This is a genomic window from Nibrella viscosa, assembly GCF_039541875.1.
In the GTDB taxonomy this organism is placed as follows: domain Bacteria; phylum Bacteroidota; class Bacteroidia; order Cytophagales; family Spirosomataceae; genus Nibrella; species Nibrella viscosa.
In genome coordinates, this window is the sequence record NZ_BAABHB010000002.1 from 289,757 (window position 1) to 304,486 (window position 14,730).

The window sequence follows — 14,730 nt, forward strand, 5'->3', positions numbered from 1 at the left end:
GTCGAAAGTCCAAGAAATAAGAAGCAACAGACTTTCCGGAAGCAGGTTACGGTTTATTTCGACGGTAGCCTTTTTTATTGACAGTCACTTGCCAATAGGGCCAAATGCCGGCCAGGCCGACTCTTGTATGAACCAAACAGACTTATTAGAAAAATCTAACTTTTCGGCGGTGTTTTTCAGGTCGTGAACGTTTATGTGAGAATTTTACGCTATCTTTGCGGCCGAAATTAGAACAATCTTAAAACAAGATCCATCAACTTATATGGTATCCGTAAGACCCGACGAGGTATCAGCCATTCTCCGCGAGCAGTTGTCCAACGCCCGTACCGAAGCCGAACTGGAAGAAGTCGGTACGGTACTGCAGATTGGCGACGGTGTAGCGCGTATCTATGGCTTGTCGAAGGTGCAGGCCGGTGAGCTGCTCACGTTCGAAAATGGTTTGCAGGCATTGGCCCTGAACCTGGAAGAAGATAACGTCGGCGCCGTATTGCTGGGCGACTACAGCGAAATAAAAGAAGGGGACACGGTAAAGCGTTCCAACCGAATTGCCTTTGTCCGCGTAGGCGAGGGTATTCTGGGCCGTGTTGTCAATACCCTGGGTGAGCCCATCGACGGCATGGGGCCGATTCAGGGCGAAACCTTTGAGATGCCGCTGGAGCGCAAAGCACCGGGGGTAATCTTTCGTCAGCCGGTAACGGAACCGCTGCAGACGGGTATCAAGGCCATCGACGCCATGATTCCTATCGGCCGGGGCCAGCGCGAGCTGATCATCGGTGACCGCCAGACGGGTAAAACCGCCGTAGCCATCGATACCATCATCAACCAGCGGGAGTTCTACGAAAAAGGCGAACCTGTTTACTGTATCTATGTTGCCTGCGGGCAGAAAGCATCGACCATCAAGCAGGTCGAAGCGACCCTGCGCCGGGCTGGCGCTATGGCCTACACGGTCATCGTAGCTGCCGGGGCGTCTGACCCCTCGCCGATGCAGTTCTTTGCGCCGTTTACGGGTGCCGCTATCGGTGAATACTTCCGCGACACGGGCCGGCCGGCCCTGGTGGTATACGATGACCTGTCGAAGCAGGCCGTCTCTTACCGCGAGGTGTCGCTGCTGCTGCGTCGCCCTCCCGGACGCGAAGCTTATCCGGGTGATGTATTCTACCTGCACAGCCGTCTGCTGGAGCGGGCCGCCAAAATTGTAAACAATGACGCCATTGCCAGCCAGATGAACGATCTGCCGCCTTCGCTGCAGGGGAAAGTAAAAGGAGGTGGTTCACTGACGGCTCTGCCGCTCATTGAAACTCAGGCTGGTGACGTGTCTGCTTATATCCCGACCAACGTAATCTCCATTACCGACGGTCAGATCTTCCTCGAAACAAACCTGTTCAACTCGGGTATCCGCCCGGCTATCAACGTGGGTATCTCGGTATCGCGGGTGGGTGGTAACGCCCAGATCAAGTCGATGAAGAAGGTGGCCGGTACGCTGAAGCTGGATCAGGCGCAGTTCCGCGAGCTGGAAGCGTTTGCTAAATTCGGTTCCGACCTGGATGCGTCGACGAAGCTGACCATTGAGCGGGGTCGCCGGAATCAGGAAATCCTGAAGCAGCCGCAGTACTCGCCGGTACCGGTTGAACGGCAGGTAGCGATCATCTACGCATCGACCAACGGTTTGCTGGACCGCGTGCCGGTAAACAAAGTAAAGGCCTTTGAAGAAGAGTTTGCTATGATTATGGAATCGCAGCACCGCGGTGCCCTCGATGCACTCCGTGCTGGTAAACTCGACGACGAGACAACGGGCACGATCAAAAAAGTAGTTTCTGAACTCGCTTCCCGGTACGCATAAATGGGTTTGACGTTTGAGGTTTGACGTTTGAAGTTGCTTCGCAAGGGCACCTTTTAACGTCAAACCTCAAACGTCAAACCTCAAACTCATTTTCTGAAAATGGCAAGTTTAAAAGAAGTACGCAGCCGGATTGCTTCCGTAAACTCGACTCAGCAGATTACCAAAGCCATGAAGATGGTGGCTGCGGCCAAGCTGCGCCGGGCGCAGGATGCCATTATACAGATGCGGCCGTATGCCCAGAAACTGGGCGAAATGTTGGGTACGGTATCGGCCGGGGCTGAACTGGCCGGCGAAAGTCCTTACAAACGGGTACGGGCGGTGGAGCGCGTACTGCTGATTGTGGTAACGTCGGACCGGGGATTGTGCGGTGCGTTCAACACCAACGTGGTTAAGGCTGCGCTGACAGTTATCAGCGAGCGCTACGCCGATCAGGCCCGCCGGGGTAATGTCGAGATTCTGGCCATCGGCAAGAAAGGCGCTGAAGCCTTTGCCCGCCGGGGGTTCAAGGTGAATACGACTTACATAGACACGTTTGCGTCGCTGAGCTTTGGGCGGGTGCGGGCGGCTGCCGAAGATGCTATGCAACGCTTTGCCAGTGGGCAGTACGATGTGGTTGAAATCGTTTATAATGAGTTTAAAAACGTAGCTACGCAGATCATCCGCGTCGAGCAGATGCTGCCCATCGTGTCGACTTCTCCGAACTCAACCCGGACCAAGGCGTCTAACGTGAATTATATCTTTGAACCGTCGGAGGAAGAAATCATTACCGAACTGATTCCAAAGACGCTGAAGATTCAGTTGTATAAAGCGGTGCTGGAATCCAATGCGTCTGAGCACGGTGCCCGGATGACAGCGATGGACAAGGCAACGGAAAACGCCGGTGAACTCCTCAAGGAGTTGCGCCTGGTGTACAACCGGACTCGTCAGGCCGCCATTACCAAAGAAATTCTCGAAATTGTTGGTGGTGCCGAGGCCCTCGCCGGTTAAAAAACGGCCTATATACGCTATCTGGAACCCACGGTCTACGGGCTGTGGGTTTTTTGTTGTCTGTCCAATTAATGAGCCGTTTAACGAAAAAATGTAACCGCTGGGCACATAATTGGCCGGACCTTCAGGCTGATTTGACTAAGTTTGGGTAAGTGTTTGGAAATAAATAACTTCAACTAACTCAAACCATGAAGCGACTAAATTTACTGACCGTTCTGTTTTTTATTGGTCTGACTGCACAGGCGCAGACCGTCGATGAAATTATCAACAAGTATCACGAAGTCACCGGTGGTAAAGATAAGTGGCTGGCCCTCCAGAGCGTTCGCATGACCGGCAAAGCCAAAGCGCAGGGTATGGATTTCCCGGTATCTGTGCTGCAGAAAGCGCCCAACAAGCAGATTCTGAAAGTCAATATCCAGGGTAAAGAATTTGTGCAGACGGCGTATGACGGGACCACTGGCTGGTCTACCAACTTTATGAGCCAGAAGCCGGAGAAAATGGCGGCTGAGGATAGTGATATTCTGAAGCAGGAGTCTGAGCTGCAGGACTCTTTTCTTAACTACAAGGAGAAAGGCTACACCGCAGAGCTGCAGGGGAAAGAAACTATTGAAGGAACGGAATGCTACAAAATTAAGCTGACCAAAAAGCCCGTGAAGGTGGATGGCAAAGAAGAAGAAAACTTCGGCTACTACTTCATCAGCGTGGCGGATAACGTACCGATTATGCAGCGTTCCTTCCCTAAAAAAGGACAGGTTAAAGGAATGGCCATTGATACCTACATGAGCGATTATCAGGAAGTTAATGGCCTGTTTATGCCCTTCACCATTACGCAGAAAGTAAATGGACAGACGGCTTTCTCTATGACAGCCGATAAGATTGAAACCAATATTGCGGTAGACGATAAGGAGTTTGCTTTCCCTAATGAGGGTTAACCCGTACGCAGTTGCGCACAGGCCGGCCTAAAACGCCGGCCTGTGCTGTTTCAATCCCATCTTTTTACGTACTGCCTTCATGAAAACATATCTGTATCTGTCAGCCCTGGCGCTGTGGGCGCTGCCGGGTTATGGCCAGGATGCCATGTCGCTGAAAGGCGATGAACTCTTTGGCGCACTCCGGGCCAGGCACATCGGCCCGGCCGTAATGAGCGGCCGCATTGCCGACCTGGAAGGACACCCTACCGACGCCCGTGTTATGTATGTCGGCTCGGCCGGCGGGGGCGTCTGGAAATCAACCGACGGGGGCGTAACCTATAAGCCCATCTTCGACAAATATGCCCAGTCCATTGGAGCCGTAGCGGTAGACCCCAAAAATCCCGATCAGGTGATCTGGGTCGGTACCGGTGAGTGCTGGACCCGCAACAGTGTATCCGTCGGCGACGGAATTTACAAATCCACCGACGGCGGACAGAACTGGACCAACCTGGGCCTGACCAAATCGGAGCGAATCAGCGCCGTCAAAATTGATCCCGCCAATTCGAATACCGTCTACGTGGGTGTGCTGGGTGCCCTCTGGGGACCCAGCGCCGAGCGGGGCGTGTACAAAACCACCGACGGCGGCAAAAGCTGGGAAAAAATCCTCTTTGTGGACGACAATACCGGCTGCGCCGACTTGGCGATGGACCCGAAGAACCCGAACGTGCTGTACGCATCGTTTTGGGAGGCCCGGCGCACCGGCTGGTCGTTCAACTCCGGCGGGCCGAAAAGTGCCCTGTATAAATCAACGGACGGTGGCAAGTCCTGGAACAAGATTCATACCGGCTTTCCGGCGGGTAAGCTGGGCCGGATCGCCGTAGCTATTGCGCCGTCTAACCCCAATATCCTGTACACGGTCATCGAATCCGAAAAGCCGGAAACCAAGGGCCTGTACCGCTCCGACGATGCCGGCGCTTCCTGGAAACGCACCAACGGCGATTTTGAGCTGACGGTACGGCCGTTCTACTTCTCCCGTATTGTGGTCGATCCGCGCAACCCGGATATTCTCTGCAAGGCCGGTCTTAACGGTTCGATCAGCCGCGACGGTGGTAAGACCTTTACCAATATGGGAGCCATGCATTCCGATATTCACGACATCTGGTTCGACATCGTGAATCCGAACATGCTGTATGTGGCAACCGACGGTGGTCTGTACCGCTCGTACAACGGCGGCAGTGTGCTGGAGATGGTTAAAGGGCTACCCTTGTCGCAGTATTACCACGTCAGTATTGATAATGCCAAACCCTATCATGTTTACGGCGGTTTGCAGGACAACGGCTCCTGGTACGGCCCCTCCGACAGTCCTGGTGGCATCAAAAACCGCGATTGGTTCAGCGTAGGGGGGGGAGATGGCTTCCGGGTATTTCGCCATCCGACCAAAGCCAATATCGTGTATTCGGAAGTTCAGGGGGCCGAGGCTATCTGGCGGTACGATACCGAGCGCCGGCAGATAAAGATTATTAAGCCCTACGCCGAAGCCAAAGACCCCAAGCTGCGTTTCAACTGGAACGCGGCCCTGACCACCAGCCTGCACAAGCCCGACCGGCTATATGTGGGCAGCCAGTTTCTGCACCGCTCCGACGATATGGGCGAAACCTGGGTGAAACTATCACCCGACCTCACCACCAACAACCCCGCCAAGCAGCAGCAGGGCGATTCGGGTGGGCTGAGCGCTGATAACTCCGGGGCCGAAAACCACTGCACCATTTTCGCCATTGCCGAATCACCAACGGATGAAAACCTGATCTGGGCCGGCACCGACGATGGAAACCTGCAGGTAACCACCGACGGCGGCAAGACCTGGACCAATGTAGGGGCCAACGTGCCCGGTCTGCCCAAAAACACCTGGGTGTACCACCTGGAGCCCAGCCGCTTCGACAAAAACACCTGCTATGCCGTATTCGATGGACATACCATGGGCGATATGGCTACCTATGTGTATAAGACCACCGACCTTGGTAAAACCTGGAAATCCATTTCAACCGGCGACATCAAAGGGTTTGCCCGGCACATCAAAGAAGACCTGGTAAGCCCCAATCTGTTGTTTCTGGGTACGGAGTTCGGCTTGTTTATCACCGTAGATGGCGGGCAGAACTGGTCACAATTTTCCAACAACATGCCGGCGGTGGCGGTCCACTACATGGCCATTCATCCCGACGAGCATGATCTGGTTCTGGCAACGCATGGCCGGGGCATTATTATTATCGATGACATCAGTCCGCTGCGGCAGATTTCCAAAGAGGTGCTGGCGAAGGAGGTCTACTTCTTCGCTACCGAGCCGACCGTGATGCGCGACGATGCTGGTTTTGCCGAGAGTGGAGACGCCAGTGAATACGTCGGCGACAATGCCGGCCGGACCGCCAAAGTGGTGTATTACCTGAAAAACCGCCATACGTTTGGGAAGATGTCGCTGGAGGTATTCGATAAGTCGGGGCAAAAGGTGGCCGACCTGGCAGCGGGTAAAGCAAAGGGTATTAATATTGTCGACTGGAATTACCGGCTGAAGCGGCCGAAAGTGGCCCAGGGGGCAACCGTTGCATCCGGTGCATTTGCGGCTCCGCGCCTGCCGGAAGGGGATTATAAGGTGGTGATGACCAAAGGCGCCAACACCTACGAAACGGTGATTTCATTGAAAGCCGACCCGAACAGCATTCACTCCGCCAACGACCGGATAGCGCAGTACGACGCTACCATGAAGCTCTACAACATGAGTGAGCAGCTTGGGTACCTCGTCGACCAGATTGACGCCATGCGGCAGGGAGCCAACGACCGGCTGAAGCAGGATGCCAAACTCAAAAAAGTGGCTGACCCCCTGCTGAAAGATCTGGATGCGTTGCGGGGAAAGCTGGTTGTACTGAAAGGCGATAATTACGTGGATACCGGCGAGCCCCAACTACGCGAGAAGATAGCTAGCCTATATAGTCAGGTGGCCGGCTACTATGGCCGGCCCTCCAACGCCCAACTGGCTAACCTGACTGTGCTGGAAGCCGAGCTAAGGGCCGCCCAGACGCAACTGGACAACCTGAAGGGAACCCGGTACCGGGCCTTTACCGATCAGCTAACCAAAAGCAACCTGCCGGAGATCTCGCTGCGGAGCTTTGATGACTATAAAAAATCTGACGGCTAACCTGTTTTAGCCTTTATGAAAAGCGCCGGCCACCCCGGCGCTTTTTTTGTTGAAAAAAATTACCGCAGCCGGAAACAAATTTTATTATTTCTATGTATATACATCAAATGTTTATACACATTAACCAATCCCCTAAATAATCATGGAATCTGTAGCAACCAAAACCATCTGGACCATCGATCCAACCCACTCCGAAATTCAGTTTAAAGTACGGCACCTGATGGTGTCCACCGTAACGGGCCAGTTCAATAAATTCGATGGTCGGCTGGAAGCCGAAGGCGACGACTTTGACAACGCCAGCGTTTATTTCACGGCCGACATCGACAGTATTACCACCAACAACGAGCAACGCGATGCGCACCTGAAGTCGGCCGATTTCTTTCACAGCGAAGAGCATCCGCAACTGGTATTTGAGTCTACCGCTATGACCAAAGTCGGACAGGAACGGTATGAACTGGCCGGTAATCTGACCATTCGGGGTATTACAAAGCCGGTTGTCCTGAAGGTGGAGTACGGCGGACAGATGCAGGATTTCTACGGTAACCACAAAGCTGGTTTTGAAATTACCGGAACTATCAGGCGCAAGGAATTTGGTCTGATGTGGGATGCCGTTACCGAAGCTGGTGGCGTAGTGGTCAGTGATGAAGTAAAGCTGGCGCTGGGCATCCAGATTGTGAAGCAGCCGTAACTGTTAAAAATTGTTAAAGCAGCCCCCGCTCCAAAAGTGGGGGCTTTTTGCTTCTTACAGCTTATTGATTATTAGATTGTTAGATACAGACGTATACGGCCGGAAAAAGATATGTTCACGAACTTCACGCATGAGATTTTCGTTATATTAGTGCTGTATACTAACAACCATCCGGTAGCGTTATCAAAATGGTTTTAGGCGATGGTGGCCAGCGCTACTACCGTAATGTACAGTACTAAATTTTTAACGCAACCATACTATGAAACTCAAAGGCATAATAGCAAGTTTGTTTGTGGCGGGGCTACTGGCTTCCTGTGCTCCGGCCGTGACGGTCAAATATGACTACGACCCGAAAGTAAACGTGCGTCAGTTCAGCACGTATCGTATTGAGGCCGACCGTCAGCGGAACGCCGACCCGATTGTGGGTGGTAATCTGAACCAGCGTCGGATTGCCGATGCGCTGGATCAGTCTCTGAAAGCCCGTGGCTATAAGCCGGCTCAGGGTGGCAATGCTGACCTGGTGATCCGGTTCTTTGCCGATTCACGCGACCGTCAGCAAATCCAGTCGAATAACAACTGGAGCCCGTACTGGGGCTGGTGGGGACCGGGCAGCAACCAGGTATACTCGCGTAACTACGAAGAAAACCGGATTGTGGTGAACGTATACGACGCCCGCACCAACGATATAATCTGGCAGGGCTGGGCAACCGGTCAGTTGAATCAGCGCAAAGAGCGTGAGCGGGATACCGCTTTCCGCGAAACGGTGGTTAGTATCATGAAGAACTTCCCCGAGAGCGCTGGTCAGGACTACGGTGCTGTTCGCTAATCTGTTCTGAGAATACTAAGACCCCGGCTCCGACGAGTCGGGGTTTTCTTTTTTATTTTCAATCCGGACCTTTTGAGTCCTCCGGCTATTTATAATTATAACCGGCTTTGTTGCATGGCTCTTTGTAGGGCCTTTGGATCGCGTAGCGATCCAATGTTTGTAGGAAAGAAAGGTATACATATAGCCAGCGTGCCGTAGGTACGCGACAGAATACCCATTGATAATTACGTACCTACGGCACGCTAGACCCTGATTCACGCTTCACAACCTATAAACATTAGGTCGCTACGCGACCAGAAGGACCTTCAGGGAGCCAGGCAACAAATCCATTATAACCGGAAAATAAATCCTGTAAACCGAATAAAACGATAGTGCCTACCTTAGCTGATAACCAGCAACTGACGGCATTATGAAGTTTCCTTTTACCCGAAAGACGGCCACTGAGCAGGACAATGAGTTAATTGAGCGAGTACGGCGCGGTGATCGGAAGGCCTGGGAAATGATTTACAAAACCAATCGCTGGTTGCAGAAAAATAGTATCCGGCAATACGGCACAGAAGCTGATGCCGAAGATATATACCAGAATGCTATGCTGGCTTTGTACGAGAACATCATTTCCGGAAGGCTACAAAAGTTGGACGGCCGGTTGAGCACGTATCTGTACGGAATTGTCCGTAATCAGGCAGGGCAGTTGCTCCGGTCGTTCCGCCCGAAATCTCACGAGTTGCCGGAACATGTTCAGGAGGAGGTGCCGGTCAATATAGCTCGGGAGGATGCTTTTCTGCAACGGCAGATAGACCGGCTCGATGACCGCTGCCGTCAAATTCTGCTTCTCTTTTATTTTGAAAAGCAGTCGGCGGAAGATATTGGCCCGCAGGTCGGAATACCGGTCGATTCGGTCCGGAAACGAAAATATGAATGTCTGACCAAGCTGAAAGACCTGGCCAGACGGTACAGAAACACCGAATACGATGAGTGACAAGAACCTAACCGAGCGCATTGATGACTACCTGTCGGATGCTTTATCCGCAGCTGATCGACGGGCCTTTGAGCAGCAGATGCAGACAGACCCTGTCTTGCAGGAGGAGGTAGAACTCCAGCGGGCGTTGATTGCCCAGTTGCGCATACGGGGCGCCGGCAATCTGAAAGCGCAGATGCGGCAGTGGGAAACGGAATCTGCCGGGGAAGCCGCCAGGGTAAGGCCGCTGTGGCCGGGGCGACGGATTATCTGGCTGGCGGCCTCCGTAGTGGCCGTACTGTCGCTCGGGATCTGGATATGGACGGTACAGCGCGGTACACCGGGTGATGAGATGGCTGTGCAGTCAAAGCCGCCCACGACGGGTGAGCCGGTGCCATCGGCCGGGCGGGTCATTCGCCTGCCGGTGGAAACCGCCGATCGAAACGGCCTGGGCTATGCCGGCGATGAACCGGACCGGGATTCCATCTGGGTAAGGCTACTGAGCAATCCTGCCTATCCGGCACACTACCGCTTTACCGATTCGCTGTATTTGTACCTGTCGGCCTACCGACCTGAACAGGATCAGCTCCGACTTCGATACGACGCCCGGAATAATGCCTATCACTTGTCGATTAACGACTCCGTGACCTATAATCTGGAGAAGGGCTTTCAACGAATACGGCCTCTGATGAAGTAACTAATCTACCCTGCTATGCGAGTGTTTCTGGCCTTGATGGCTTCTCTGAACTACGCGGCCCTGTCGGCGGTGGGCCAGGTGCTGCCGGCTACCCACTATAAGCACAAGCTGGCAGATCAGGTATGCGTGCGCATTGCGGCTGCCCATGGTGAGGGCTTAAACCGGCCCCGGCTGGAGATAATTTCCCGGCAGCGGGTGCGGATTGCCCGGTATAGACCGGGCGCGGCTCCGGTGCTTCAGATCGACGAAGCACTGTTTGATGTCTGTCGAACCTTCGGTCGGGATTCGGTAAATGCGCTGGCTTGTGTATTGGGCCATGAACTGGCGCACTATTACCGGCGGCACAATACCGTAGCGGCTTTCGGACTGGCGGGTGATGGTCAGCAAACATCGTTGGCCGAGCGGCAGCAGTGGGAAGCCGAAGCCGATGCCTTTGGCCTGCTGTATGGTTACCTGGCTGGTTATGATACCTACCGCCTGTTGCCGGCCGTACTTCAGGCGGTATACAAAGCGTATAAGTTGCCGGATCAACTGCCGGGGTATTTATCCCGGACGGAGCGTATGGCGATTGCGCAGAAAGCCGATGCGCAGTTCAGACCGCTGCAACTGGCCTTTGAGGCCGGCCAGTGGCTTTGGCTGCTACAGCGCTACAACGAAGCAGCCGTCTGTTTTTCGTATCTGCTTCAGCAGCAGTACCCGGCTAAGGAAGTGTACAATAATCTGGGCGTCATCCGGCTAATGCAGGCCTTGGAGGGGCTCAACGGGCCATCGATAGCGTACGCGTATCCCTTTGAATGGGACGCGGGCAGCCGGCTCCGGCTGGGAAGCCTCCGGAGCGGAAGCGACAATCAGGCGCTGGTTACTCAGCAACTTCGGCAGGCCGGAGACTACTTCAAACACGCACTCCAGCTTGATCCGGCTTATACGGCGGCCTCTATAAACCTGGCCTGTACCTATTCGCTCCAGGGGAATCAGGAAGGAGCCATAGGAACGCTCAATGAACTGGAAACGCTTACCCAAAAAGCATTTCCGGCCAATGCCGTACTGGTCAAGGCCATTGCCTGCGCCCGTAATCAGCAGCCCGACAAGGCCGCCGATTATTTCCGGCAGGCGGTAGCCACCGGCGCGTATCAGGCCGGCTACAACCAAGCTTTGTTTGAGAAGAGCCGGTCGGCGGGATTACTCGCCGGCTTATTGCCCAATTGGTCGGCCCTCGAATCCTGGATTCGGGACTTCTGGGGTGGGGTCACTCCGACGGCCCAGCCGGCACCCGTTCGGGAAACGGCGGTTGGTCCACTTACCTGGGGCAACGTGTCACCGCAGTGGAAGCAGCCGCTGTTGCTGCCTGATGCCAGCCACCCGGTTAAAATTAGTATCGCTGAGACTTCGCAGGCCATCGGCTGGCGGCTGGAGCTAAGCGATCAGGTCCTTGAAGTGCTGCAAACGCTGCGTGCCTACCAGGGGCAGGCACGCAGCGGTATACGGGTGGGTATGGCGGCAAGTCGCTTAAAACAACTATACGGATCACCCACCGTTGTGTATCAGGCAGCCGGCGGACGGCAGTACCAGTACTTCAAATCGGCGGCTCTGGTGACCGAATTACAAGAAGGCCGGGTTAAGGGGTGGAGTATTCATCGCTACACCTACTGACTACTCACCGATGAGTACGAACGCACCCCAGAAAAATGGATGGCTGAACCGGGGCTCCTGCCGCAGGCGCTGCCGGGCTTGTTGCAACGCCTGCGTTTTATCGCCCGATTGTAGCCAGTGGGTATAAAACGTCGCCATCAGTGTTTGGGTCGCTTCATCGTCTACTTTCCACAGACTAAACAGCACCGATTGTGCGCCGGCTACCCGGAAAGCCCGCTGTAGACCATATACCCCCTCGCCATTCCGGACCTCACCCAGACCCGTCTCGCAGGCCGACAGGACCACCAGGTCAGTGCCGTCGAGCTGGAGGGTCGTAGCTTCGTAGGCCGTCAGCAGCCCATCGTCCAGTGGATGCTCGGCTAAGGGGTCAGTAGGTGCGGAGCTGGTGAGTGACCGCTGGGCACCGGCCAGAGCCAGACCGGAGCGTAAGAGTACCGGCGAACCGGCCCGGCTGTCTGGTTCAAAATAGCCGTGGGTAGCAATATGGAGCAGGCGGGGGCGGACCTGCGCCTTGACTACTTCTTCCAGCGCCCGCTCCGCCAGGAACGTCTTCGTCGAAATGTTGTGTTGCGTCAGGAGCCTATCAATTTGAGTAACCTCCGCTTTTGTACCCGGAAGCGGGGTGAACTCCCGGCCGCGCTCCAACTGGACCGGTCGGTACTCGCCAAGCTGAGCCGGAGGCAGGTTACTGGTCAGCAGGGGTTCTTTGATCAATTGCGCCTGCTGAGTAGCCGACAAGCCGTACTCCGGGAAACCAATCAGGGTAGCCACACCAGTATGTGGCAGCGCAGTGGCCCGCTGCAACAGATCGCGGGTAGTGGTCAGGTGTATCAACTGGTACATATCTGTGACGTATCGTCCAGACTGCGGACGAGGAAGCGTTGCCGGGTTGACCAGGTGGTAAACACCGTCGGGCGAGAAATATACCTTATGCACACCGCTCAGGGCCGCGTCGAGCGGTTGCCAGTAATACGCATAAAAGTCGGCCAGTGGTTGCTGCCGGCGCAGGGCGTGCCGGTAACCGTGTAGCAAGGGACCTTCGAGCGCGTTGCCGTTCGGAATCAGCACCAGCTGCGGCTGCCGGCTGCCGGGCCGTACTATCAGGGCGGCATAGTGTACCGTATCGGTAAAGCGGCCGGCCGAATCAAACGTGTACCGGCGGAACCGCACCATCTCTACGGCCGCTTCGCCCGGTTTCAGGACCTTCTGCACATCGCGCCAGGTGGCACTCGCCGGAGCTGTTGCCTGCACAAACAGGGCCGACTGAGCCGACAAATCCTTTTCCAGTTGATTAGCGGTTGCCTCCAGGCTATCCAGGTCAATACCCTGCTTTTGCCGGTCGGCTTTCGACAGGCGGTAGACGTGGGCCAGGGTCTCACGTTGCTGCTGCCAGCCGGTATATAGCCGGATCAGCGTAGAGTCCTGGCTGCTCAGGATACGCCGGCGGGTTTTCAGGAGGGTATTCAGCAGCAGTGCTTTGGTAATGAGCTGGTGATTATACTGCCGCCCAACAACCTCCGGCTGCTGTTTGTGAAGCAGCAGGCCCAGGGTATGATAGCTTTCGAAGTAGTTGCGGATGCTGTTGAAAAAGTCGGCCTGCTCCTGTTCGCTGAGGCCGGAGAAGTAGGTATTGATCTGGCTGATGTAGGATTGCAGCGCCTGATCCGCCAATTGTTCGGCCCGCCGGTACTGCCGTTGCATAGCCATCACGGCGGCCCGGTTGTGTAATGCCTGGGCATACGCCGGATGTGTTTCCGAAAACAACTCCCGGCGCGTATCGGCTACGTACGTAAACAGCGAATCGGCCTGCCGGAGCCGGCCGGTCTTCGCGTAAATAGCCCCCAGAATGGTTAATGAGTTAAGTAGATCAGCGTGTTTTGGCCCCAGCACCTCGGTACGCAGCCGGATAACCCGCCGGATGGTATCCAGGGCTTCATCGTAGCGGTTGAGCTGAGTTAGTATTTTTGCCAGACCCGATAGGGAGATCAGATACTCCGGATGCTTCTCGCCCAGCGTACGCCGGATGGCCAGGGCCTTGCGGAGCAGCGATTCGGACTCCCGATACCGGCCAAGCACTTCGTATAAAGCATTCAGATTATGTAGGCCATTGGCATACTCCCGGCTGTTTTCTCCCTTGGTTTTCCGCCGGATTTCCAGTGATTCTTCGTAGAGCGGTTTGGCGTCTTCATAGCGGCCCAGGGCGTAGTATAGGGTGGCCAGATTGTTGATAGCCGTCCCATAGTTGATGTGCTGATCGCCCTGGAGTTTCTTATACTGCGCAATAACCTGACGGTATAGGGGCTCTGCTTTTTCGTACCGGCCCAGACCATCGTACAGCACGGCCAGGTTATTCAGCGTAGTGGTATAATTAACCGTCCCTTCGCCAACCAGCAGCCGGTCAAGCTCCAGCGTATGCCTGTACAGTTTTTCGGCTTCATCGTAGCGCCCCATATCGTAGTAAAGTGCGCCCAGGTCGCCCAGCCGGGAGGAGTATAGTTGATTTTGCTCGCCCTGCCGCTCCCGTATAACCGCCAGGTATTTCAGAAAAAAGGCTTCCGTGGCCGGGTAGTTGCCGGCCCACCAGTAGCAGTCGCCCAGCAGTTGCAGGGTTCGGGTATAGGTGGAGTCGCCTTTAGGATTGGCCTGGTAGCGGCTTTCTGTCTCCGGCAGCACGGTTAGCAGCAGGCTGATGGCGCGTTCATAATCGCCGGCATTGAAGTACGTTTTGCTGCTGTCATAAGCCGTCTGCCAGTGCTGGCTACGGGCCTCTCCGGCAATAAAGAACAGGGTGATCCAGAAGAGCGCTGATTTCATGGCGGCAACTGTTGAGTCAACTCCCTGAAGATACAGTATTTACGCTAACCTACCGAAAAGGATTTAGCGAGCGGCAACGCAGCGCGTCCCGTCAAAAAAGTTTGCAGTTCCTCCGGACCTTTTGCCCGGCCCCGCTATTCATGATTGACGGCTATCCCGGTAAGCAGTCAGG

The 14,730-nt window shown here is 54.9% G+C and carries 10 protein-coding genes; 9 read left to right on the forward strand and 1 reads right to left on the reverse strand.

The features are described from left to right. Positions 1-262: 262 nt before the first annotated feature. From atpA to ABD931_RS05915, 9 genes are all read left to right on the forward strand, one after another. Positions 263-1,840 carry a F0F1 ATP synthase subunit alpha gene (atpA, locus tag ABD931_RS05875; RefSeq protein ID WP_345264909.1) on the forward strand — a complete coding sequence of 526 codons (1,578 nt, stop codon included), beginning with the start codon at positions 263-265 and terminating at the stop codon, positions 1,838-1,840. Positions 1,841-1,939: 99 nt separating this feature from the next. Continuing rightward, complete coding sequence (atpG, locus tag ABD931_RS05880) at positions 1,940-2,827, forward strand: ATP synthase F1 subunit gamma (RefSeq protein ID WP_345264911.1); 888 nt, start codon at positions 1,940-1,942, stop codon at positions 2,825-2,827. A 188-nt stretch (positions 2,828-3,015) separates the two neighbouring features. Further along, positions 3,016-3,759: an outer membrane lipoprotein-sorting protein gene (locus tag ABD931_RS05885; RefSeq protein WP_345264913.1), complete on the forward strand. Its 744-nt coding sequence runs from the start codon at positions 3,016-3,018 to the stop codon at positions 3,757-3,759. A gap of 79 nt (positions 3,760-3,838) precedes the next feature. Continuing rightward, entirely contained in the window at positions 3,839-6,925 is a 3,087-nt protein-coding gene (locus ABD931_RS05890; protein WP_345264915.1) for a WD40/YVTN/BNR-like repeat-containing protein, read from the forward strand. 142 nt (positions 6,926-7,067) lie between these two features. Beyond that, entirely contained in the window at positions 7,068-7,613 is a 546-nt protein-coding gene (locus ABD931_RS05895; RefSeq protein WP_345264917.1) for a YceI family protein, read from the forward strand. A 259-nt stretch (positions 7,614-7,872) separates the two neighbouring features. Next, positions 7,873-8,439: a DUF4136 domain-containing protein gene (locus ABD931_RS05900; RefSeq protein ID WP_345264919.1), complete on the forward strand. Its 567-nt coding sequence runs from the start codon at positions 7,873-7,875 to the stop codon at positions 8,437-8,439. Positions 8,440-8,848: 409 nt separating this feature from the next. Beyond that, positions 8,849-9,418 carry an RNA polymerase sigma factor gene (locus ABD931_RS05905; RefSeq protein WP_345264921.1) on the forward strand — a complete coding sequence of 190 codons (570 nt, stop codon included), beginning with the start codon at positions 8,849-8,851 and terminating at the stop codon, positions 9,416-9,418. Beyond that, positions 9,411-10,094: an anti-sigma factor family protein gene (locus ABD931_RS05910; RefSeq protein ID WP_345264923.1), complete on the forward strand. Its 684-nt coding sequence runs from the start codon at positions 9,411-9,413 to the stop codon at positions 10,092-10,094. Before ABD931_RS05905 ends, ABD931_RS05910 begins: the two co-directional genes overlap by 8 nt. 15 nt (positions 10,095-10,109) lie before the next feature. Continuing rightward, the gene (locus tag ABD931_RS05915) at positions 10,110-11,744 is read left to right on the forward strand and encodes a hypothetical protein (protein ID WP_345264925.1); all 1,635 of its coding nucleotides are present in this window, start codon (positions 10,110-10,112) and stop codon (positions 11,742-11,744) included. Here ABD931_RS05915 and ABD931_RS05920 read toward each other — a convergent pair whose 3' ends face one another. Further along, positions 11,745-14,558, reverse strand: coding sequence for a CHAT domain-containing protein (locus ABD931_RS05920; protein WP_345264927.1), 2,814 nt, complete (start codon positions 14,556-14,558; stop codon positions 11,745-11,747). Between the last annotated feature and the right edge of the window lie 172 nt (positions 14,559-14,730).

Excerpts from the sequence above, each read along its gene's own strand:
- atpA (WP_345264909.1), top strand. The coding sequence starts at position 263 with ATGGTATCCGTAAGACCCGACGAGGTATCAGCCATTCTCCGCGAGCAG.
- atpG (WP_345264911.1), top strand. The coding sequence starts at position 1,940 with ATGGCAAGTTTAAAAGAAGTACGCAGCCGGATTGCTTCCGTAAACTCG.
- ABD931_RS05885 (WP_345264913.1), top strand. The coding sequence starts at position 3,016 with ATGAAGCGACTAAATTTACTGACCGTTCTGTTTTTTATTGGTCTGACT.
- ABD931_RS05890 (WP_345264915.1), top strand. The coding sequence starts at position 3,839 with ATGAAAACATATCTGTATCTGTCAGCCCTGGCGCTGTGGGCGCTGCCG.
- ABD931_RS05895 (WP_345264917.1), top strand. The coding sequence starts at position 7,068 with ATGGAATCTGTAGCAACCAAAACCATCTGGACCATCGATCCAACCCAC.
- ABD931_RS05900 (WP_345264919.1), top strand. The coding sequence starts at position 7,873 with ATGAAACTCAAAGGCATAATAGCAAGTTTGTTTGTGGCGGGGCTACTG.
- ABD931_RS05905 (WP_345264921.1), top strand. The coding sequence starts at position 8,849 with ATGAAGTTTCCTTTTACCCGAAAGACGGCCACTGAGCAGGACAATGAG.
- ABD931_RS05910 (WP_345264923.1), top strand. The coding sequence starts at position 9,411 with ATGAGTGACAAGAACCTAACCGAGCGCATTGATGACTACCTGTCGGAT.
- ABD931_RS05915 (WP_345264925.1), top strand. The coding sequence starts at position 10,110 with ATGCGAGTGTTTCTGGCCTTGATGGCTTCTCTGAACTACGCGGCCCTG.
- ABD931_RS05920 (WP_345264927.1), bottom strand. The coding sequence starts at position 14,558 with ATGAAATCAGCGCTCTTCTGGATCACCCTGTTCTTTATTGCCGGAGAG.